Origin of the sequence: Acinetobacter sp. 2JN-4 (assembly GCF_003687745.1) — a bacterium.
GTDB lineage: Bacteria > Pseudomonadota > Gammaproteobacteria > Pseudomonadales > Moraxellaceae > Acinetobacter > Acinetobacter halotolerans.
On the sequence record NZ_RDNY01000003.1, the window covers coordinates 282,816 to 306,486 of the forward strand.

Consider the following 23,671-nt stretch of genomic DNA (forward strand, 5'->3'; position numbering starts at 1 on the left):
GAGTGTTTTTCAATGTTTGTTCGATTGTTTTACACCTTACGCAAATATGGGGTGCCAGTCACAACACGTGAACTGATTGATCTCAATCAGGCGGTTGCATCAGGGCTTGTGTTTGCTGATCAAGAACAGTTCTATCAACTGGCTAAAACAGTTTTAGTTAAAGATGAACGCTTCTTTGATAAGTTTGATCGTGCCATGAAAGACTATTTCGATGGCATTGAAACTTTCGATCTTGATGAATTGCTTAAACAAGTTCATAAGCTGCCCAAAGATTGGTTTGATCTGGAGCTATTAGAGAAGCATCTGACTCCTGAACAACGAGCCGAACTACAAAAAGCAGGTTCCCTTGAAGAACTGATGAAGATGTTGGAAGAACGTTTACGTGAACAACATAAGAAGCATCAAGGCGGTAATCGTATGGTGGGCACAGGTGGAACTTCACCTTTTGGTGCTTTTGGTGATCATCCTGAAGGTGTGCGTATCGGTGGACCGGGTCGTAAACGTTCAGCGGTAAAAGTGTGGGAACAACGTAAGTACCAAAATCTAGATGATGATCAAGTCTTGGGGACACGCCAAATGCAAATCGCCTTACGCCGTTTACGCAAGTTTGCGCGTCAAGGTGCTGCTGAAGAGCTGGATGTTGATGGTACGATTCGAGAAACAGCAAAACAGGGCATTTTAGATGTACAGCTTGTTCCTGAACGCCGTAATCGCATCAAAGTACTGATGTTATTTGATGTCGGTGGTTCAATGGATGCTCACATTGCTGAATGTGAAAAACTGTTTAGTGCCGCGAAGTCCGAATTCAAAACCTTAGAATATTTTTATTTCCATAACTGTCTATATGATTATGTCTGGAAAGATAATCATCGCCGTAGTTCAACACGGATGAATACGTGGGATCTATTCCATACCTATGGGCGTGACTATCGTGTCATCGTTGTGGGTGATGCGAGTATGGCACCATATGAGTTAAAGTCTGCTGGTGGCTCAGTCGAATATATGAATGAAGAAGCTGGTGAAGTCTGGTTAAGACGATTACGCCAACACTTCGACAAAACAGCTTGGCTCAACCCTGAATTGGAAGGCTATTGGCATTACACCCAAACGATTCAATGGATTAAAGAAACTTTTGAAGATCATATGTATCCGATGACTTTGAAAGGTATCGAAGATCTGACGAGATATTTGTCTCGATAAGAATAGAACTCCTCTGGAGAGGAGTTCTATTCCATGCCGATTACTGTCGTGATATAGCCCGTTATCATTAGAATTAAAAGACCTAAACCTATTTCTAAAAGAATGCAATAACGAAGTTGTTTGGCATATTTGGCTTGTTGCAAACGAGGTGTGAAATACAATTTGTTGCAAGCCGCTAAAAGTAAAATACTACAAGCAAGTAGAATCTTGACGATAAAACCTTGTCCGTATGCAGTGTTAATTAGTGCTTTCCAGTCGTGAAAGAATGAGAGTGCAATACTTATTCCGCAGATCAGTAAGACTGTGACCATAAAAATCGCAAAATGACCAAAACGAATCATGCTTTCTTGTAGTGGTTTGCCTGTTAGATTTTGACTGACTAACCAAAGTGGATATAGTGAGCCCATCCATATTGACACTGCTAGTACATGGAGGGAAATGAGAAGTTGCGACAAAGTTCCGAAGTTGGCAACGTGTCCTAGTTTGGCGAAACTGATTAAGATGGGGATAAATAAGATTAAAAATATAAGTTGCCAGATAACGGCAAGATATTTGTGTTTTTGGCTCAATTTAAATAAAAGTAGCCCACACAAGATTACAAAACAGAAGATTCGTAGCAGGTGTACTTGACCTACTGATGTGTGAATCAGAAAATTGAAGTAGAAAGAATCAAATATCCCCAATAGACCAGTATTTGAGAAACTTCCGACTAAAAATAGAAAGCTAAAAATGCTGGATAGCGCGCCTAACATAGCACCCAATGCTATGTATTTTATGAGTTTTATTTTTATTTCAGACACAAGCTTAAGACTGATATAACAAAAAAGCCCACCAATCACAAAAGCTGTTCCACAATACAAGCCGAGTTTAGCGATCCATGTAATATATTCCCAGTGATCAAAGAACATATTCTTCCTTCAAATATTTTTATTTTTAAAACGCCTCTTGATTTCTTTGGGTAAAAAGAGGCAGGAATAAAGCATTAAAAAACAGGATTTTATTTCGCTTGGATCGTAAAGCGATAGTCTCCTTTCATATGATGACCATCTGCTCCCATAATCATCCATACGATTGTGTATTGGCCTGCTTTGAGTTGCGGAACTGCAATATCAAAGCTCTTTTTATGATCATGGTTGACTTGATAATTTAAAGGAATATTTTTGCCTTTCGCATCAAGTAGCTTGATATTCATCAGCATGACTTCTGCGCCAAAGTTTAAAGTGACTTTCTCTGGCGCTTGTTTGATCACACTATTGTTCGCTGGGGTTGAGCTAAGCAAAGTCGTATGCGCAAAACTATGACCAGTGATTAAAGCTAAACCAAGAAATACAGAGCCTAAAATGGGCTTTTTCATCATCTCATCCTTCAATATTTATCATTTAATACCAGAGTTCAATCATCATTGTAACGGGCGTGTCTCGATGACTAGAAAGTTACATCTCATAATCAAATCATACTGTTGTGTAAATTATAAATATAGTCTAGAACCGTTATTAGTGGCTCAAGCAGTAAGATATCCTGATTTTGTTAAACTTTACTTAAGATCTTCTCTTGTTTTATATCCATCTTCGGCCAATACGAATTTCGTTTTCTCCTATTTTCTTTTTATAGGATAATGTCATTTCGACTGAGATCATTTTGAATAGCAAATATCTCATATTTAGATTTCTATCGCCCCAATTCGTTTAAACAATCACAGTAAAAATGATTTAACCATTAAAAAAAAGACCAAAACACGTTAGAATAAGCCGTTTTGCAATTAGCACTTTTGGAGACGCCTAAGTGGAGCGACCTACAATCAGCCCTGAACATTTACAAGAAGCGGCTGAAAATTTAGTAACCATTCGAGATTTTATTCGTTTTGGTGTAACTGCACTTCGTCAATACGACGCACACTTAGGACAAGGCACAGAAGATTATTTTGCAGAAAGCGCTGCACTGGTTTTGCAAACAATCTCACTTGAGTGGAAAGCTGACCCAGAAATTTTAGATGCTAAATTATTGCCAAGTGAAAAAGCTGAATTCTTGAGCCTATTGGAACGCCGTGTCAATGATCGGATTCCAACGTCTTATTTATTAAATCTTGCTTATTTCTTTAATAAGCCATTTTATGTAGATGAGCGTGTACTTATTCCTCGTTCGCCAATTGCAGAATTGATTGAACAACGTTTTGCACCTTATTGCTTAGATGAAAGTGGACAGATGCTTGAGGCAATCAATAGTTTGCCTGAAAATAAGAATCCTAAAACACCACAACGTATTTTAGATATGTGTACAGGTTCTGGTTGTATCGCAATTGCACTAGCTTATGCGTTCCCGGAGTCTGAAGTTGATGCAACTGATATTTCAAAAGAAGCATTGGAAGTCGCATCAATTAACGCTGAACATCATGATAAACAGTATCAAGTCGCTTTGCTTGAGTCTGATTTATTTGCAAAAATTCCTGCTGAAAACCAATATGACCTGATCATCAGCAATCCACCGTATGTGGATGCAGAAGATATGGCAGATTTACCAGAAGAGTTTTTGCATGAGCCAGAGCTCGCATTGGCTGCTGGTCAAGATGGCTTGGATTTAGTCCGTAAAATGTTAGCGCAAGCGGCTGATTATTTAACCGAAGATGGTTTGATCGTTATTGAAGTTGGAAACTCAGAATGGGCAATGCGTCAGAACTTCAATACCGTTGATTTTCATTGGCTAACGTTCAAAAAAGGCGGTTCAGGTATTTTTGCATTAACAGCTGAACAATGCCGTCGTTATAAAGACGTATTTCAGCAATCCGTTCAAAACTAAGGGGCAAAAGCATGGCAGGGAATAGTATTGGGCAACTCTTTCGAGTGACAACATGTGGAGAATCACATGGTGTTGGCTTAATGGCAATTGTCGATGGTGTGCCACCAGGTCTTGAACTTTGCGAAGAAGATTTGCAAAAAGATTTAGATCGCCGTAAACCAGGAACTTCTAAATTTGCGACGCAACGTAAAGAACCTGATCAAGTTGAAATTATTTCAGGTGTCTTCGAAGGTAAAACCACGGGCACGCCGATTGGATTATTGATTCGTAATACCGATCAAAAATCTAAAGATTACGGCAACATCGCGCAAACTTTCCGCCCTGGTCATGCTGATTATACTTATACACAAAAATATGGCTTCCGTGACTATCGTGGTGGCGGTCGTTCAAGTGCCCGTGAAACGGCAATGCGTGTTGCGGCAGGTGGGATTGCGAAGAAATATTTGGCTGAAAAGTTTGGTATCAATATTCGCGGACATGTAACTCAAATCGGTAATGAAGTTGCAGAAAAACTAGATTGGGCTGAAGTTCCAAATAATCCGTTTTTCTGTGGAGATATCGATGCAGTTCCACGCTTTGAGCAATTGGTCACTTCTTTACGTGAGCAAGGCACAAGCTGCGGTGCGAAGTTAGAGATCTTGGCTGAAAAAGTACCTGTGGGTTGGGGTGAGCCTGTATTCGATCGTTTGGATGCTGATATTGCCCATGCGATGATGAGCATCAACGCGGTAAAGGGTGTGGAAATTGGTGATGGTTTTGCTGTTGCAGGACAGTTTGGTCATGAGACGCGTGATGAATTAACCACTGATGGCTTTCTTGCTAATCATGCAGGTGGAATTTTAGGTGGGATATCGAGTGGTCAAACCATCCGTGTCGCCATTGCACTAAAACCGACAGCAAGTATTACCACACCGGGCAAAACGATTAACATTGATCGTGAAAACACTGATGTGTTAACCAAAGGTCGTCATGATCCTTGTGTTGGCGTGCGAGCAACACCAATCGCAGAAGCAATGTTAGCAATTGTACTCATGGATCATTTTTTACGTCACCGCGCACAAAATGCGGATGTAGTACCTCCGTTTAAACCAATTGAAGCTTAATTCAAAAATTCAAAACCACGCACATATTTGTTATGTGCGTGGTTTTTTATTGTTTTAGTTGATGCTTGAACAATAAGTTATAGCGCTTCAGAAATCATGTTTTCTGAAGTCGAAATATGATATCGATTTCGACCATTACTTTTTGCGGTATATAAAGCATGATCCGCCTGAGCAATAAACCCTGACAGGCTATCATTTATATTGGGTGTCATGGTTGTCACACCGACACTAATGGTCACATACTTAGAGACAGGGCTTTTTGGATGGTTAATATTTATATTACGAACGACATCCATGAGTCTTTGGACTTGTATTAATGCCTGTTCTTGGTCGGTCATTGAAAACAGAAGTAAAAACTCTTCTCCGCCATACCGTGCGGCAAGATCACCACTTCTTGAGGTGAGTGAACCTAGTGATATCGCAATACGTCTTAAACATTGATCGCCTTGTATATGTCCCAAGGTATCGTTGTATGCCTTAAAGAAATCAATATCAATCATCATGATGGTGATTGGCATTTCGTGGCGCATTGCACGTTTCCATTCATTTTCAAGCACTTCATCTAAATAGCGACGATTTGCTAAACCCGTTAAAGCATCCTGTTGCGATAAAATAGAGAGTTGTTGTGCTTGGCGCATCAGCTCTAATCGATTTAATTCGATCATACAATTTTGTAAATAATTCTCTCGATGTTGGCGATCAGTGGCATAGGCGAGGGCCATACCTAAGAAGCTGCTAAACGTATATGTCCTATTTAGAAAAGTCCAATCTATTGAACCATTTAGCCAAGTACTGGCTGCGACACCCACAAGACCACCACACCAACCAGCAATGATCGCTGTGTAGAAACGCATACCCACAAAACCATAGATAATGACCACTGCATACATCATAGCAGCGTGAAATAATACGTTGTTCTGGCCTTGTTCTAATACGTTGATCAAGGTGAATGTAATTGCAACAGCACCTGTTGAACCTATACAGACATAATGATCGAACCAGCGATTCATAACCGGAAGAAAGGAAAGTAACCATGCGATTAGGATAATAATACCCACCCAGCCATAGTAGGCAATCCATTCAAGTCGCATGTCTGGTGGTAATACTTGGTAAATACCGAAACTAAGAAATGAGTACAGTCCTAAAATGATGGGACCACGGTAACGAAACTCGTGTGCAGCCTCATTTCTATACTGATCTCGATAGATCGCTTCTAATTCTTTAGGAAACCAAACTAAATTTAGCCCGCGAGATATTAACAAGTCGATTTGTTCTTGTCCCAAGATATTGGAAGCTTTCAACTTCATTTTATCTCTCACCACTCCCAAAGATTTTTTATATAAGTTAGATATAGGTATTCTTTTTTACTACGTTACACTGAATTAAATAAAATGTGTATTAGATAATCAAAAAAACTCAATTTTTTGTCACAATGGCTTTTTTATGCTTAAAACTTACACTAATTCAGGGTTTTTAGAGTTTTTTAAGCAATCTAATAGAATGATTTCAATAAAAAAGATGATCGGTAAACAAAACAACTACAAATCGAAGAATGGTGATTGTATATTTAGGATATTAGGATACAATTTATAAAAAAGCAGCAATCATGGAATGTGATTGAGTCAAGTCATACGAAATAGGATGCATCGCAATGACTGCTATGAGTCAATATGGAACAAAACTGGAAATTACAGCTCATTCTGGGTGGTCACAAAAGTTCTGGGATGAACTTTTGCCTGCAAAAGAACGAGTTAGCAAACACCCATTATTTTTAGATATGGCAAGTGGTTCATTGAGTCTTGAATGTTTTCGTTCAGCTTTATTGAATTTTTATCCTTTAGTTGCTCATTTTCCTTCATATATGGCTGGAACCTTGGCCAAAGCCACATCGTTCTCGCAGAACGGGGTCACAGAGACTCGTGATTGGCTGATTCAAAATATTAAAGTTGAAGAGCGCCATCTGAGTTGGTATCAGGATTGGGCAGGTGGTTTTGGGCTAACTGTTGAAATGTTAAATACGGTCAGACCACCCGCTGCGATGAATGCTGTCAATCATTTCTTATGGGATGTCAACTTTCGAGGTAGTTTAGCTGAAAGTATAGCCGCGACGAATCTTGCAATAGAATGGGCGACAGGGGATTGGAGCATACAAGTTTATAAAGGGGTGCAAAGTTACACCCAAAACCCAGAGGTCAATATCAATAAACGATCGCTGGCTTGGTTAAGAGCACATGCTCACTATGATGACCTACATCCTTATGAAGCAATGGAACTGATAAAGAGGCTTTGTGATAAAGATCCTGACATGCAACGAAAAGCGTTCTTAGCTGCTCAAGAAGGTTTGGCTTATTATGAACTTGCACTAGACGAATGTTATAAACTCCAACAGGCGAACAAATAAGAATTTAACAAATATAGAGACTGTGACTTTGCTTGGGGACTTAGTCGCAGTCTCTATTCTCATTTTTTAAGTAAGCGGATTCATTTTTTCATCAAAATTTTCTAATTGTGGAAATTCTAGCGCTTCTAAATCATCTAAGTTTTTAATATAGTCTTCAAAATTCATTAAAATATTTTGTCTATCTTCATTGCTGATATACGGAACATGATAAGCCATAAATGGCGGTAAAACTTCAAAACCAACATAGGCGAGTGTGCCGCGTTGGATAGATGATAAATAATGTTCAATAGGGCCATGTATTGTGTTTTCACCAAACATGTTGTTGCGTCCGCCCAAAGTCAAACAAAGCATCGCTTTTTTCCCAGTCATGCCACCATGATTGTAAAAGCGCTTGCCACCGTAAAAAAGACCAGAAACAAAAATGCGATCTATCCAACCTTTTAAAATTGCGGGAAGCGATGTCCAGTACAATGGAAAGCTAAATAGAATCAGATCCGCACGTTTTACTTTTTCAATTTCGATTTCAATATCTTTAGAAAATTGTTGTTGCTTCAGAGCATGACGTTGCTCAAGTGCATAATTGAAATATTCTGGTTGATTAAGCTGCTCAAAATCATCTTTTGATGCAATTGGATTGAAATTCATTTCATATAAATCTGAAACCTCAACGATATAACCTAATTGCTCAAAAGTTTGTTGGGCCGTATTCTTTAGCGCCGCAGTAAAAGAAAGTTTCTCAGGATGTGCATGAACAATCAAAACATTCATTGATCAATAACCTTAATATGTAAATTTTTAGATAGATCTACTATGCCTAAAAGCTAAAAAATGGCATAGTTCTTAAACCGCCAATATTTACCATTTCACGCCAAATGTAGCATCTTCTAAAAGGATGAGTGATGAACCCTGAATTACCTGGCACATATGTCAATCTATTGGTAGATGTCGTTAAAAAGTGGGATATTTCTTCGGAACAGCTTTTGGCTGGAACAGGTATTTCCTCGCAAAAATTAGATGCTCCATTTTGGTATGTAGATTTCAATGTCTTTAACTACTTATTGGAAAAGGCAGCGCTACTTACAAAAGAGCCAGCAATAAGTTTATATCTTGCAAAAGAGATGAAGGTTTCTTGTTATGGGCATGTTGGAATTGCAGCAACAGTATCAGAAACTTTAGGGGATGCAATAGAGGTCTTAGAACAATTTATTGGCTTACATTGTTCGGTGTTTAAGCCTAGACTTAAAGTCGATGAAGAAATGGCGTATCTATATTTTAATCAACCTTTACAAAAATTTAGATTGAATACGCATGGTATTACGTTCTTGGTTTTTGGATTTGCACAAATATTGGAAAATTTAGTTCAACACAAATTGGAAATCACTTTTAGATTTCAGCAAGATAAACCTGTTTTTTACAAAGAACTGAGAAAGTTTAATGGGTTAAATGTCAGTTTTGATCATAAAAATGACTGTCTAATCTTAAAAAAGGATGTGCTTGGTTTAGCGCTTAAAACTGCAGATGCATTGGTGGCTCGGCTAACTAAACAGCAATGTAAACAAGACGTTCAGAACTTAACTTTAAAAAGAAGAAGCAAAGATAACGTGACATCAGTAGTAAAGGAGCTAATTTATGATGAGTTTGAGGGCTTTTTATCTTTAAAACAGGTCGCAGAGAAACTTCATATTTCAGAAAGAACACTACAACGACAATTGACGAATGAACAGACAGCATTTCAGCTTCTAGCCGCAGAAGTTCGTAGAAAGCATGCTGAGCATTTATTGAGACAACGTAAGTTATCAATTGAGCAGGTTTCTGAGCGTCTAGGATATGCAGATATTTCTCATTTTTCCCGTGCTTTTAAAAAATGGACAAACGTCACGCCTAAGTTTTATCGAGAAGTTGCTAAGGGTAATTCATATTAAATAGATAAAATAATTTTTTAATTCCAATATTAATAATATAATTTTTCTTATTCTTAATAAATATTGTGATTATCGTCACGGTGTGTTTTTATTGATTGTTCACATAATTAACTTAATATTATTTCTGTATTATATTAATAAATAATTTTTTATTCTTTTTTATCTTAATGATTCTGTCACCTTTATTTGTCTTAATGCTGACCTTGAGTTAGTAATAATGACATGATACATGTAATTCAAGCCAGTGATAGGGAATTTTAAAATCTTGGATTGAATGATGTTGATATATTTTTTGCTATATCAATGTTGCGATATATCTAGTTTAAATCAATTTACTTAAAAATAAGATGGCTAAATGTAAAGCGAAATTTTTACATTCAATGGAGTTTTGATCAATGATAGAGTTAAAAAGAAACAGTATTTTATTTAGCATGATCTTGGGGCTTGCTTGGGGGCAAGGGGCATCAGCAGCTCCTACTTTAACGGTCGCACCGTATCTGCAAAGTCCTGCGGACACTGCAATGACTATCGGTTTAGAGGTTCCGTCTGGAAGCGCGCAACCTGTTGTTGAGTATCGATTGTTGGGTACAACGGGTGCATTTCAAAGTCAAAATATGACTTTAGCACCAAATTCAAGCACGGTTTATGAAACCCGTTTAACAGGTTTACAGACAAGCGCCAATTATGAGTATCGGATTATGGTAGCGGGTGATCCGACTGCTCTAAGTAGATTTAAAACATGGCCGACTAAAGGTGTGAATACTGCGGGTAAGTTTATCGTTATTAGTGATCCTCAAGCGAGTTTCTCAAATTCTGTGGCAGTTTTTAATCGCATTGTAAGTCAGGTGATAGCACAGCAGTGTGGTGGGGTTGCTGTCAATTGTACTGATCAATTTAACGGTATTTTGATTGCAGGAGATTTGACCGAAAATGGTGGCAATAGAACACATTGGAGAAGTCAGTTTTTTGCACTTTTAACACCTTTAATGGCGAATGTGCCATTAATCGCAGTACCTGGTAATCACGATGTATTGGGAGATGGTGAATTAAAAAATTACTTGGAGTATTTTTCAAACCCAAGTAATGGTTCAAGTAATTATCCAGAGCAATGGTTTGATTTACAATATGGCACTATGCGTATTTTGGGGTTGAATACCAATCCATCAGATCAAAGACAGGGTATTTTTAATAGACAAGCACTGGATACACAATTGTCTTGGCTTGATCAACAAATTGCACAGGCTAAAACAGATTCACAAACCCAGTCAGTTTTTGCGGTATTTCATCATCCTTGTTTGTCTGAGCTATGGCGATAAGGAGAAACAATAGGTGCTTGTGAAATTGTAGGGCGTTTAGAAAATTTTAGCAGCCAGACTAATAAGTTGTCAGGGCATATTTTTGGACATACTCATGCTTATTCACGTGGTCATTCCATGAATGTTCCACATTTGTGGCTGAACTCAGCAACCATTGGCGGAAATACCGAAGATATGGTTAATGCCAGTGATTTAAAGGATTATCATAATTTTGCTGTGAGCCGAAATGAGTTTGGAATAGTATTGATGGATGTGTCCGCAGTACCATCACAAGGCATCACTCTAAACCGTTATAGCCTACAAGGTGTTCCACATAATGCAACTCTAAGTGCAATCAATAGTGGTATTTTATCACTTGTAGACACGCAAATGATGGCTGTAGGCAGCAACGCTGCAGCCATTGGTGTTGCGCCACTTACCTCAGTTATGCCATCGACAGCTGTTGAGCTTGTGGGCGTTTCCAACGGAATAACCCCAGAAGAAATGCACTGGCAATTTTCTAAGCAATCTAATTTCTCAGGTACGGTGTTTGATGTGTGGGGTAATGACACCCGTGAATCAAATATTTATATTGATGCACAAAAAGCAATGACAGACACACAAGCTGGCAAAAGTATTTTGCGCTTGAAATTGAGTGAAATATTAAACAAAGCGCCAGTGTATGTGGGCGTTGATGATTATTATCGTGTGCAAAAGCCGAATTGGTATCAAATGTCTAATTTTCCAACTCCAGCAGTGCCAGCACAAATGACACTCAATAACGGTGATGTTTGGTATTTTCGTGCCCGTGCTCGTGACTCATCATTGCGTTGGAGTGATTGGAGCTTAGCAAATAACTTTACCTTAGCTGCGAGTAATGCTACATGGAGCAATAATTTGGTAAGTAATGGCGGTGCTGAAGGTTCAATGTCATCGTGGACGCGAGCTACGGGTTATATGCAGGCGATTACCGCAGCTCAAAATGGCGGTACAATAGCTTATGATGGTAGTTATTATTTTGCTGGCGGTGGTTTTGGTGGAACCGCAAGTTCTGGTACGGATGCTATGTATCAAAATATCAATATGAGCAGTTATGCAACCATCATAGATCAAGGTTCTGCGGTGGTGAGATACTCAGCGGCGATGCGTGGTTGGGCAGGCCAATCTGATACGCCATCTATGTATATTGAATTTTATGATGCCAATGGGGTTAAGTTAGCAACCAGTAGCACACTAAGTAGTGCAACGGCTACATGGACTGTTAAAAGCTCGACCATGACCGTTCCAATGGGTACACGATCAATTCGCGTTCATGCTAAAGCCGTACGAACCCGTGGTAACGACAATGATGGCTATTTAGATAATATTGGTGTGGAAATAATGCAGTAAATTTACATAGGAACGTCAATAAGACCAGTTATATTAAATAGCTGGTTTTTTATTGGTTGTATCGCTTTACAGCATGCCAGTGTATTGAAAAAGTGTACTGGAACTCTATACCTAAGGTTTTGATAGTTTTAGAGGAACTTCTGACAAATACATAAGATGTAGAGATTCGGTTTGTAGCGCAGCAATAAAATAAGTTTGAAGTTACAGCAAAGCATTACCCAAGATTTCATCTATTGATGTTGCGTATAATGTATATTATGTTAAATCCGATACACCTGATAATAAGTTCATCACTTTCACTCTCTGACCTGTATTCAATAACTTATATAAGTTCTATTAAAATTATAAAATATGATATGTTGACCTTAAGAATACTTCACAAACTTTACTATGTTTGCTCTAAAAACAATTCATTTAGAAAAGAAAGTCTCAAAAGAAAATCAAATTATTTTGTTATTTGATTTGGATACAACTTGTCCATGTTTGTACCCTATGCTGTACACCATGAAATTTCTCAGATTTCAAAGTATCTCTACGCAGCATGCAGATTTGATAGCATTAAAATTTTGGTACGATTTTTGGTTTGAAAAGTTTGCCACATCCTTTTGTGAGTCTTTCTATTCGACGTCCTACAACTTTGAAATCATTCAAAGTGAAATTGATAACTTCATTATCTATTTAGAAAACAACAAAAAAATTGAAAGTAATCTTATAAGATTAAGAAATGCAGAACATGCTAACTACACTACAATTGGCCATAGAATTAGATCCTTTCTAAAGTTTTACAGCTTTTTGATTGATGAATATCTAACGATCCAATCTCAGCCACAACTTTCACTGAAGGAAATCCAAAAAATTAAAGGAAACTTAAATAAATATATGACTATAAAGAAAAAAATTATAAACAACTTTTCAAAGTCTAATAAAACAATTAAAAGTGAAATCAATTATTCATTCAAAAGTATGAATGATGAGATGATTAAAGGATTGTATTTAATTATCTCACCGAGCAATTCTAATAAATACAACACCTTAAACCCATTTAAGTCAAAAAACGTACAACTCAGAAACTTTCTGATCATACATCTCATGCTTAATTATGGTCTTAGAATTGGTGAGCTTATGCTACTAACAACCAACTCTATAAAAAAATCAATTCAAAATCATAGCTTTAGTTTAATTATTACAAATACCGATGATGAGTTCGATGATCGATCAAAAAAGCCAAAAATCAAAAATGAATACTCATACCGAGTAATTAAACTACAGGAACGAGACTATAGAATTCTTCAAATTTATATAAATGAAATACGAAAAGAAATTCCTTCACAAATCTTATTTACATCCTTAAAGCCTCCCTACTCTGCTTTAAGCTATGCCAGTGTTAAAAAGATATTTGATCAAGTAGATTTGTCACTAAAAGCATTGCTACCAGAATGTTTTGATACTTCAGCTTATGACTCAATAGATCGTCTAACTCCACACGTATGTAGACATTCATGGGCATATATGATGTTAAGCTTTTCTTTTGATAAGTATAAAAAAGAAAATGTTAATCACTCTAATCTCAAACAAAGTGTAAATAATGCTCTGCTAAAAGCACAGGATGATCTAAGAGTCTTAGGTGGTTGGTCACCTACAAGTACAATGCCCATATATTATGGTAAACGCTTTATTGTAGAACGTGCTAATTTTATGAACTTGGCTCGCATCATAGATTCCAGTATAAATTATGATTGATAAAAATATGCCTCAACTTAGTCTAGATTTTGAAAAAATAGATAAAAAGCCTAATGAGTTCATAGTCTTTTTTGATAATGACCTTAATGTAATAGAATCATTACAACTCCCTGAAATCATTAAATTTCAAAGGGCTGATAAATTTGATAGTAAATTTATTCAGAGTTCTTCTGATCTTTGGAGCTTTAATTATTCAGGAAAAAAGGTTCAGCTAAGTTTTTCTAATTTCAGTAAATTCGAGAAAAAACTAGCTAAATTTTTTCTTGCTAATTACATTCAGGTCAACACCCCATCATCACTTGAAGCTAAATTACAGGCTTTTAGTTATGCCATAGGAATATTAAAAACCAATAAGCAAAAACTTGATTATCACAATCTAAAATCGATATTGGGTGATTTGGCAAAAGATGAAAGATCACCTTACTATTACCACTTGAAATTTCTAGTTAAATTATTATTTTTAGAAAATTTTTCACATTTTGATATTGATCAAGAATACGAATTAGAGTTTCTTGAACGTCCTACAGCCTTCAACTCAAAATTGTATTATCAACAATATGAAGACCCTATTGATCATCCAACTATTACCATGATTCAACAAGGTTTTAGCCAATTGAATCATCAATTAAAACAAGATTCTTTAGAAGCCACTAATCAAACCTTAATCAACTCTTCAATATTAGGTCTAATCTATGTATCAGGACTTAGACCTGTCCAATTGGCTAAGTTGTCGGTAGAAGATATAAAAGTAGACACTACACGTATTACCGATAATTTCCATCGCTATAGCGTACTAATTCCCTATGCAAAGCAAGCAAGATATGTACATGAGAAAATAGCTGTAAAACTGCCAGAAGAAGTTGCTGAAATTATTCTTTCATATATCGAAAGGTTTAACTTGCATCCAGATGAAAAGTTATTCGATATGGGGGAAAATGCAGCTCGTTTCTGCTCAACGGCTATTAATACACAATTATTTGATTTTGCTCCTGAAACCTATAGAGAAGCTGTTCTTTCTGGTGAAGTGATACAGCAAAAGTACTCCTTTTCTGATTTTAGGCATCATGTTGGCTATAGTTTGGCAATGGCAGGTTCTTCAGCTGAGGAAATTGCTTATATCTTAGGTCATTCTTCTGTTGTAACAGCCAGACATTATATTTTTTCTACCCCAGAACTAGCTCAAATTAGAGCGCAAGCACTTGGTAAAAATTCTCTGTATAGACAAATGATCGCTATGCTCCTGACTGGAAGACTAGTTTATAAGAAAGATTGGCTTCAGAAAAAAGTGTTAGGAAATATTGGTAGCAAAATTCATTACGATATTGGTGGGTGCTCCTACGAAGACAAATGTTTATTTCAACCAGTTCGCAATTGCTATGGTTGCATGTACTTTCATCCTTTTATAGATGCTAACCATAATCATGTTCTAGAAAGCATACAAAGTGAAATCAATGATCTTATTAAGCTATCAGATGGGATTGGCGTGTCTAGAAATCCATTGATTCGAGTGCATGAGTCAACTAAATTCGAAATTGAATCTGTAATAGCTCGTTGTGCATTACACAAGGATGATATTCATGAACATTGAAAAATATAATGTTTTTATTGACGAGCAAAGAGATTACTTTAATCAGAATTTACAGTCTAATTTTAAATGGAATTGGAACGATTCATCTTGGTATGGCGGTACAATTGGATCAGGATGGTTGTTGTCTAGAAGTGGTAAAACACATTTCACTTTTGGCACTATTAAAAAATTGAAAGGTATCGAAAACAATACCATTGATCCTATTTTTCAAGAATTTATTAAATCAGTATTAATACTTAGCTATCGAAAATCTAACTCTAAAGCATCGCCCCAAAAGCTGTATGCAGAATTTCTAATCCTTAAGCGTTGGTACAGCTCACTAAATGCTGAAAACATTGAGAGCATACATCCCTGCCAGTTATCTACATTAGTATTAAATAAATCTTTTGAAATTTTGTCAGAAAATTCAAGTAAAACGAATCTTCCTGATCATGCTGGTACATATCTTCGATTACAGGAGATGTTAAATCATTACGGTTTTACTGAACAACCTTTAGAATTTTCTCAAAAATACCTATACATAAACCGCCAGAATAGAACTCCAAATGCTAAGAAGACAAAAGCTTTAATTGATCAATTGGAACTAGATGAAGATGATCTTGATAAAGAAAAGCTGATTTCAATTCGTACATTTATAAATATTGTTTCTCTTATCAGTTTGTGTGAAACGAATGGTGAAAAGATTGTTCTAAATCTTTTATTAATGCTTATAGTTACTGGTTTACGCTCAACAGAAGTAATCCTTCTAAAAACAGATGCATTGATCAAACAACCTATTCTTGATCCAGTAACAAAGGAGCATTTAACTTTAGATGGCAAAAAGCAATACACTTTGGGAATTCAATATCATGGCGCAAAAGGTGCTGGATTTAGAATACATTGGGTTGAACCCTTGTCTGCAAGTTTAGTTGAGACAATATTTCAGTCAGTATTAGCTCTCACCCAAGAATATAGAGAGCATCTGTATTATATCAGGTCAAAAAATTGTTCAGATTTTTTGCCAAAATCTATTGATGATATTGGTCAAAATTTTGTTGAAATAGATGATCTTATTGGAACAATTTTTGGAGTAAAAGATAACTATAAAGGTAGAGCTGGCCAACGTGATGTTGTTATTAAATCCATTAAAAATCTTCCAATTTATAATGAAGTTAAAAATGGTCAAGGCGTTGAAAGATATTACTTAAAAGAAGATATCAATCAATTTATTAAAGGATTAGCCAATTATAACTCTGAATATCCTATAGATCATGTCTTTAATTATGAAGGAAAAACGGAAAAAATCGCTTATGAAGATCTACTTTTTATTCATGAGTTTAGATCAGCAACACTACATAGAGCATTTGTTAATAAAACGAATATAATTCCTTTAAATGTCCATCTTGTGAATAGTTTTTTAGGTAATACCTTAAGTGTGTCTGTTTTTGAAAAATATAATTTAATGGAAGATGAGACAGAACACTCAAAAATTACAAGTCATATTCCACGGCACAATATCAATACTTTTCTGGCTCTCAGTGGAATAGCTGAGCACTTACAAGCAATGCTCATGGGGCGTGTAGACATTAAGCAAAACCAATATTATCAACACTTAGCCTTAAAACAACGTAAAGTCACAGCTAGTTTGTTAGAAAAACATGAATTGGCACTTTACGAGAATGATAAACAAGAACTAAAGCCAGATTATCCAATTGATTCTATTAAACATGATGGATTAATGTACTTTTCAGAAAAATTTGATCTAGAAAATAATTTAAAGATGAATTTACAAACCTTTGACTCGAAGAATGAAGTAGCAAGTTATGTAAAGGAATCTTTTTTTGATGAATATTTTCAAGATATCGCAGAGTCTTTTAATGAGTTGGTTAAAGAGGATCAATCATTAGCCAATTCATTAGTTCAACGCCATGCTTGTTTACACCCCTTGCCTTTTGGTGGATGTATGCGTGAAGTCGCTGTACACGATTGCCCTAAACGCCTTGCATGCCAATCTGGTGATCAATGTGGAAACTTTGCTTTAACTGGTCGGAAAGGTGAATTACAAGCCCTACAACATACTTTGAATGAATTGTTAGATGAGTTTGCACATATAGAGCAAATCGTAGTCCATGATTTATCTTTTAGAGAAATGCTTGGGGATTTACGTCAAAAAATACTTTATTTAGGTGACTTAAAAACAAAAGCACTTGATAGACAAAATAGTTTAACTCCTATTCCCGTTTTCCCTTATGGAGATGCTATCGCTAAATTACCAACAACCTTAAGTGAACTATTCGCTATAGAACAGCAAAAAATTGAAACTAAGGAAGCCTAATATGTTACGTGGTAAACAATTAGATGAAGTCATTGAGCAAGAATTGCAAATGATGATGATTGAAGGTTTTGAAAAATCCCCTATTTCGCACAAAGCTCTTCATAGTCGTCTAACAGCTAAAGGGTATATATCAGGTGGGCTAAGTACTTTGAGTTCGGTTGAAAGGAAGAAACTCATATCTCTGTATGTATCTGAGCAGATTTCTCCATTGCACTTAAAGACTAAAGAACAGCAACTTTATGTGAATAAAAAGACTAGACAGGCACTTACTGATACCAATAAAAATTTACGCACACAAATTGATGATTTGGAGTCACAGCTTCATCAGAATATAGAAACACTTATAGATATTATTGAAGAGGTAAAACTTAAAACCAACTTGAAGGTTGATCACCTATTAGCTACACATCTCCTTAAAAAGTATCTTTCACGGGAGTAATATTTTAGGGTCAACATTTAGTGTTTGTGATATTTGGTAGAGTTTTTCAACTGTAATACTGACTTCACCCCTTTCAATTCGCCCCAAATAGCTACGATCAATCGTTGTTAATAAGGCTAATTGTTCTTGACTAATAGATTTATTTTTTCGAGTTTCCCTGATTTTAGAGCCAATCGACAGTGCTAGTTCTTGATTCATAGGTGACAACCGTAAATACAAGAACTATCAGGAATTGAAGTGTTTTAATCCACGGACTATAATCCTCATTATTTGAGTAATGAATATGGAAATTCAAAACTTACCAATGTTCAAAGAGCTTTCTCGTGTTCTTTGTAGTTATAAAATTGAGTCATGGCAAACGGTAGACTTTTGGGATAAGGTCAAGCTCTTAAAGATTGAAAATACTAATATTAACTATCAAAGTGTTTATAGATTGATACTTCGGCTAGTTAAAGAAGGTTATTTAATAATTGATATTGAAAAAAGTAGATATGGGCAAACGACTTATACTGAAACTGAATATTTGCATGATCTACGTTCGCAATTTTTTATAGAATCAACAACTTCTCTTCAAGAACTCAACTTCAAAAAGGAAGAATTTGAGTGTGAAATAACTAAACTCGAAGAAGAAGTTGAAGCATTGGAAGATTTAAAAGAACAATTTCCTGATATCCAGTTTAAAATTGAACAATTAAGACAAATAAAAAGCAAAGAAATTAATAGTTTGAAAATAAAGATCAGAGCTATTAATTCTTTAATCAATTATTGTTCATGATATAATTTTCTTGAATCATCCTTGTAAATAAATGTAGATAGGATTTGGAGGCTCACTCCCAAATAATTTTTTATCTCGTTCTTTTTGCCATTTTTTACAGCGATTATTGATATCATTCCTGAAACTTTGATAAAACTTTCGGAAAAGAAGATTATTATTTGATAAGGAAGATTTCCATTTATAAAATCTTAAATCTACAATCTTTACAAATAAAATCATATACTTCCAAAAATCCAAATTATCTTCTGCAGACAACATTTGGTTAAACCAATATCTGGACCAAATATTTCTTTCATACATGTATAATGATGATTTATATGCCTCTCCGATGATTCCATTGTAGTCTTTGTATTTATCAAAGATATCTGTAGAAAAAGAGTTCTCATCTAAACATCCGGCAACTAGAATTCCTCTAGAAATTTGAGATGGCTCTATACAATTGATTTTATGATTAACGTAATCATGAATAATATTTTCATTATTATTTACTATTGCTGCAAACACATGGTTGTATATTTGTTGATCTGATAGTGCTTTATCTAGTAATTCAAATCGATATAAATCCAAATCTCGATTTTTACTACCCCAAATTGACATCTGTTTTAGTGGGATTTTTTCCTGACCGATTGTTATATTGGTAAAATAGTCGCTATTGCTTATTTTATCCCAAAGCAATTGAGCCTTTTGGGCATCATTATCAGAATAACTATACGCCAATAGTAATATAAAATTATGAAATTTTGGAACATGAATACTTGGTAAATTAGAAAAAGTAATAAACCATTCATTTTTCAATTCAGGAGCTGAATTTGCTATGTGAGCAAATGCTTCTGGTAACATTCCATTTAAGATTAGATCAGCACCTTTTGTCTTTAAATAACTTATATATTTGTCAAACTGCTGATTTTGATTTTCATGTCTTTTCTCAAAATCCTCTCCAGACTCTGAAAGTAATTTTAGATTTTGTTCGAAGTTAACATTATCTTCTCTTCTGTCAATTGAAAATAATGAGGTAACGTTTCTTTTTAATGATAAGTTTTCGATAATTTCTAAATCTGGAAAATCAATATTAGTATTAATAATAACTTTAAAAATAGAATCAATAGCAAGTGCTATTTTTCTTAACCCTATAATTGAAATATATTCAGTGGCATTTCCATAAAAATTAGGATTTATATGTGCCACAGCAGTTTCTTCATCTACTAAATTAGTTTTTGCACATAGTAACCACAATAATGAGCCATAAAACAATTCATAGTTATTAGCATCAGTCTTTAAACCTGACCAATTTATCTTTATGAAATCATTTAATAAGTCTATATTAGCGTAAATACTTATTGCTCTAAACACTTGTGTTCTTATAGGGGGATTATCACTAACTAAATATTTTTTTAAAATAAGTTTATATTTTTCCGTTAGAGTAATTTCTTTGGTATTGGCATAATAAAGCACATTTAAAAGTTGATGTTCTTGTAATTCACTATCAAGAATTTGATCAAACTCTTCAGTTGTTACTGATTCCATAATTTCAATAAGATTGATAAATACATTATCCTTCTTGTTAAAATTCATTAGAATTTCAATTTGTTGAATTGGTTTAATAAATGGTAGGATTTGCATAATTGAAAACTGATTTACAAAGTTTTTATCATTTTCAGTTAGTCCATCAAATATTTCTGAATCTTTATTAAGTTTATAAAAGTCCAATAATCTATCAACATGTTCTTTTGTGAATAAAAGATTATGTTGATCTATATTTATTATTCCACATCGCAAAGGGTAATTAGCTCGACACAAAATATCAGTAATTAATTCTCGATGTTTTGATATAAGCTCTTTTGGTCTAAAGCGTGCTAGACCAGTTTGAATATCGTGCAGTAAAAGGCTTTCTGAAGTCTGATTTAAATCATTCCAGATTTGACTAACATCTATTTCCTTACACATTTGATTGGTTTTAACAATATTTTCGGGATCAAGAGATTCAGGATCACATGGATCGGTAGAACAATAGTCTTCTATTCTTCTCCATCCTCCAAAGGATGCATCAGTTCTAAGTTGCTTAGCAAGATCTTCCGCAAATTTTGCATCACTGGACTCACCTGTTGCATAAAGTATTCTTATATACGCCCATTGCGCAACACTTGAATTATCCGAGGAATTCAAAATTTTTGCTTCATTTAATAATTGCGTCCTTGTATTCACCCAATCAACAAGGTTGTATCTAATTAAGCTAATAAAGTCTTTGTGTGGGGAGCTATAACTTGAATTTAGACTACAACCGAAGCTCCATTTAGTAAATTCAGGTGCAAAATTAGCTAAAGGTTTTCCTGCTAAGATATGGAATGCCGTAATAACCAATGTTTCAATATCTTCTGTATTCTCAGTTAATTGAGAAATTAATCCTTTTTCAACTGATGATAGTTTGTTTAATTTTTCTGAAATTTCGGCCTTATTCTTTTCAAGCGCATTTAAGCGATCTTTATCGTCTTTCTTTGAAAATGAGGAAAGTTTTTTTTCTGGCGATAATGAATAATATTGTAACCATTTTTTGATCTGTACTTCAATACATAGCCAAGATTGTGAAGTATAAGAGATACAAATAATCGACTTTTCGACCCAATTAAAATTTGGTTGATTGCCCCCATTCAAACATAACTCTTCCAAAATATTTATAAAATCAGAGATTTTCCTTTCAACAATCGTAGAAAAATAACCAAGGTATGACTCATCGGTATTTTGCAGAGAAACAAAACATGAAACTAAAGCAGTAAGAACCTCTTTAGAATAATAATTTGGTTCAAAAATCAATATTGTAAGACTAGAGATAATAATATCTGAGGTTTTATCTAATGCATTTATCGGTTCAATAACTTTAGCTAAACCATCATCAAGATTTTTTCCATTGCTTTTCATTCTATTTAACTGAAGAACAATTTCTAATCCTAATGAAAAACTTAAACCTTCATCTCTTAATCTATATGAATTAAGATCATCTTCGATGACTTCAAAAAAACGACCTTCAGCAACAGCATTTAAATTTCCTTTAAAATAATTCAGATCATCTTTTTCATCTTTGACCAACTTGTTTATAATTTTCTGTGCATGAGTCTGAAGACTTATTAAAAATTCAGAATATGATATTTCTTCATAATTCTCTGATTCCATTTGCCTAATATGTTCTAATAATATGCTATTGACATCCAACTCAGCAATTTTCTGGATTTTCTGTTTATCAAATAGACTAATAGCAATATTTAGCAATCTAGGATTCAATAAAGAGTTTGCTACGCTAGCTGTAAGTGCAGTGGGATTAATTTCTTTTTGGAGTAAAATCTCATTTCTTTCTTCTTCAGACCAGTCCATTACAGTTACTATTTTATAATCATCTATAATTTTTCTTTTGACTTTTTCATTAAAGAAGGTCGTTCTCGATGTAACTAGAATTTTAACTTTCTTACTCTTAAATAGACGAGAAATTTTATTAATAATCAGGGGCCAATCTACATCCGGTTTTTGATTTATTCCATCAATAGAGACTAAGAGATTTATATTATTTTCACCTGAGTCATTTTCCCATTTTTTGAATACATCCTTCCATTTTTGAAAAGTAACTTGATTCTCTTCATCATTTGTTTGTTCAATAATTTTTTTGATTAAAAAATCTTTTAAATCGCTAGTCACCAATTGACTAAAATCTTGAGCACTTAGAAAAATGTGCAATGGTTTATGTTCAAGAAACAACCAACTTTGTGCAGTAACCCATGATTTACCAACACCTTCTTTCCCTAGTATGAAATTAATATCTTCTATAAATAAATTATGATGAATTGTATTAATTAGAGGTGCACGAGGTAATAATTTTGGTAAATTTGGGTCATTAGGAGCTAAAGGTTGGCCAAAACTATGTTTTGCTGCTTGATAATTGGAGAATGATTCTAATAACCATTCTTGGTTCTTTTGTAATAGAAGCCTCAGTTCATTTTGTTCTACATCTTTTTTTCTGTGAAAGACATGACATTCAAAAAAAGTATTGATGTAATCGAAGTCTAGTGTTTCAAGATTCTCTGCACCAAAATCATTATGGTTTTCATTATGAATAATTATTGCTTTTGCAATTTGTTGAGAATTATCTTGATGATAAGTGAAAACGACCGAACCAGATATTCCTTTAAAATTCTTTTTTTTCTCCACTAAATTGGGGGTTGAACTTGAATGGCGATAGTGAATCATAGATCCGAAAAGTTTAGGTTTATCTAGATCCAAATTAATCCAATCTTTATCCTTTTCGTTGAACCCTCTTGCAATATATGAGTCGGTATAAATTTCTTCATTAATGATTAATTTATCAGTAGCCCTTCCGTGAACCTCAATAATCGTAAGGTCTTTATTTTTATCATAAAAGATTTTACTAATACTTAGTTTTTCTTGATTTTCCTTCTCGAATAAATGGATATTTTCCATAGTGAATTCTTTAGGGCATGTTCTACAACAGCCATCTACTCTATTTTTGTAAGGGTCACATTTATCTTTTTGATCACAAATACTATGCTTAGAGGTTATGACAAATGATTTTGCCTCATCATATGATAAAAAAAGATACCCTGTAGATTCCGAGTCTAGAGTTTCAACTTTGATTAAGCTCTTATGATTCATAGTATATTCAATTAGATAAGTGTTTGATAAAAATTGTTAACTCTATAAAGTTATGAATT

General features: G+C 34.8%; 18 protein-coding genes. 12 read left to right on the forward strand and 6 right to left on the reverse strand.

Going from position 1 to position 23,671, the window contains the following annotated elements:
- The first annotated feature begins 12 nt into the window (after window positions 1-12).
- A complete protein-coding gene (locus EAH57_RS06535; RefSeq protein ID WP_004671069.1) occupies window positions 13-1,200 on the forward strand; it encodes a vWA domain-containing protein in 1,188 nt (395 codons plus the stop codon).
- Window positions 1,201-1,226: 26 nt separating this feature from the next.
- Here EAH57_RS06535 and EAH57_RS06540 read toward each other — a convergent pair whose 3' ends face one another.
- Both EAH57_RS06540 and EAH57_RS06545 read right to left on the reverse strand, forming a co-directional pair.
- On the reverse strand, window positions 1,227-2,108 hold the full coding sequence (locus EAH57_RS06540; RefSeq protein WP_121929339.1) for a copper resistance D family protein: 882 nt from the start codon (window positions 2,106-2,108) through the stop codon (window positions 1,227-1,229).
- Window positions 2,109-2,197: 89 nt separating this feature from the next.
- Window positions 2,198-2,554, reverse strand: a complete 357-nt coding sequence (locus EAH57_RS06545) for a copper resistance CopC family protein (RefSeq protein ID WP_228200038.1) — start codon at window positions 2,552-2,554, stop codon at window positions 2,198-2,200.
- A 428-nt stretch (window positions 2,555-2,982) separates the two neighbouring features.
- Between EAH57_RS06545 and prmB the strand changes: the two genes are divergently transcribed.
- Together prmB and aroC are read left to right on the forward strand one after the other, a co-directional pair.
- Entirely contained in the window at window positions 2,983-3,993 is a 1,011-nt protein-coding gene (gene prmB, locus EAH57_RS06550; protein ID WP_004671071.1) for a 50S ribosomal protein L3 N(5)-glutamine methyltransferase, read from the forward strand.
- An 11-nt stretch (window positions 3,994-4,004) separates the two neighbouring features.
- Entirely contained in the window at window positions 4,005-5,096 is a 1,092-nt protein-coding gene (aroC, locus tag EAH57_RS06555) for a chorismate synthase (RefSeq protein ID WP_121929341.1), read from the forward strand.
- 77 nt (window positions 5,097-5,173) lie between these two features.
- On the opposite strand, the gene EAH57_RS06560 is transcribed toward aroC, so the two are convergent.
- On the reverse strand, window positions 5,174-6,403 hold the full coding sequence (locus EAH57_RS06560; protein ID WP_121929342.1) for a GGDEF domain-containing protein: 1,230 nt from the start codon (window positions 6,401-6,403) through the stop codon (window positions 5,174-5,176).
- 344 nt (window positions 6,404-6,747) lie between these two features.
- On the opposite strand from EAH57_RS06560, the gene EAH57_RS06565 reads away from it, so the two are divergent.
- The gene (locus tag EAH57_RS06565) at window positions 6,748-7,497 is read left to right on the forward strand and encodes a TenA family transcriptional regulator (RefSeq protein ID WP_005196980.1); all 750 of its coding nucleotides are present in this window, start codon (window positions 6,748-6,750) and stop codon (window positions 7,495-7,497) included.
- 66 nt (window positions 7,498-7,563) lie between these two features.
- On the opposite strand, the gene EAH57_RS06570 is transcribed toward EAH57_RS06565, so the two are convergent.
- Window positions 7,564-8,265 (reverse strand): NAD(P)H-dependent oxidoreductase, encoded by a 702-nt coding sequence (locus EAH57_RS06570; protein ID WP_121929343.1) that lies wholly within the window; start codon window positions 8,263-8,265, stop codon window positions 7,564-7,566.
- Window positions 8,266-8,396: 131 nt separating this feature from the next.
- On the opposite strand from EAH57_RS06570, the gene EAH57_RS06575 reads away from it, so the two are divergent.
- The 7 genes from EAH57_RS06575 (at window position 8,397) to EAH57_RS06605 (ending at window position 18,184) form a co-directional block, all read left to right on the forward strand.
- Complete coding sequence (locus EAH57_RS06575; protein WP_121929344.1) at window positions 8,397-9,419, forward strand: AraC family transcriptional regulator; 1,023 nt, start codon at window positions 8,397-8,399, stop codon at window positions 9,417-9,419.
- A 395-nt stretch (window positions 9,420-9,814) separates the two neighbouring features.
- Entirely contained in the window at window positions 9,815-10,735 is a 921-nt protein-coding gene (locus EAH57_RS06580; RefSeq protein ID WP_121929345.1) for a metallophosphoesterase family protein, read from the forward strand.
- A 117-nt stretch (window positions 10,736-10,852) separates the two neighbouring features.
- Window positions 10,853-12,103: a hypothetical protein gene (locus tag EAH57_RS06585; protein WP_121929346.1), complete on the forward strand. Its 1,251-nt coding sequence runs from the start codon at window positions 10,853-10,855 to the stop codon at window positions 12,101-12,103.
- A 390-nt stretch (window positions 12,104-12,493) separates the two neighbouring features.
- Window positions 12,494-13,843 carry a site-specific integrase gene (locus EAH57_RS06590; RefSeq protein WP_121929347.1) on the forward strand — a complete coding sequence of 450 codons (1,350 nt, stop codon included), beginning with the start codon at window positions 12,494-12,496 and terminating at the stop codon, window positions 13,841-13,843.
- Between the two features lie 7 nt (window positions 13,844-13,850).
- Window positions 13,851-15,431: a site-specific integrase gene (locus EAH57_RS06595; protein ID WP_121929435.1), complete on the forward strand. Its 1,581-nt coding sequence runs from the start codon at window positions 13,851-13,853 to the stop codon at window positions 15,429-15,431.
- Window positions 15,421-17,745: a hypothetical protein gene (locus EAH57_RS06600; protein ID WP_121929348.1), complete on the forward strand. Its 2,325-nt coding sequence runs from the start codon at window positions 15,421-15,423 to the stop codon at window positions 17,743-17,745. Before EAH57_RS06595 ends, EAH57_RS06600 begins: the two co-directional genes overlap by 11 nt.
- A gap of 1 nt (window position 17,746) precedes the next feature.
- Window positions 17,747-18,184 carry a hypothetical protein gene (locus EAH57_RS06605; RefSeq protein ID WP_121929349.1) on the forward strand — a complete coding sequence of 146 codons (438 nt, stop codon included), beginning with the start codon at window positions 17,747-17,749 and terminating at the stop codon, window positions 18,182-18,184.
- On the opposite strand, the gene EAH57_RS06610 is transcribed toward EAH57_RS06605, so the two are convergent.
- Window positions 18,173-18,382, reverse strand: a complete 210-nt coding sequence (locus EAH57_RS06610) for a helix-turn-helix domain-containing protein (protein ID WP_121929350.1) — start codon at window positions 18,380-18,382, stop codon at window positions 18,173-18,175. The genes EAH57_RS06605 and EAH57_RS06610 overlap by 12 nt on opposite strands.
- Window positions 18,383-18,467: 85 nt before the next feature.
- Between EAH57_RS06610 and EAH57_RS06615 the strand changes: the two genes are divergently transcribed.
- The gene (locus tag EAH57_RS06615; RefSeq protein ID WP_171407395.1) at window positions 18,468-18,959 is read left to right on the forward strand and encodes a hypothetical protein; all 492 of its coding nucleotides are present in this window, start codon (window positions 18,468-18,470) and stop codon (window positions 18,957-18,959) included.
- Window positions 18,960-18,974: 15 nt separating this feature from the next.
- Here the strand turns inward: EAH57_RS06615 and EAH57_RS06620 are convergent, their stop codons facing one another.
- Complete coding sequence (locus EAH57_RS06620; protein ID WP_121929351.1) at window positions 18,975-23,612, reverse strand: hypothetical protein; 4,638 nt, start codon at window positions 23,610-23,612, stop codon at window positions 18,975-18,977.
- Window positions 23,613-23,671 lie beyond the last annotated feature (59 nt).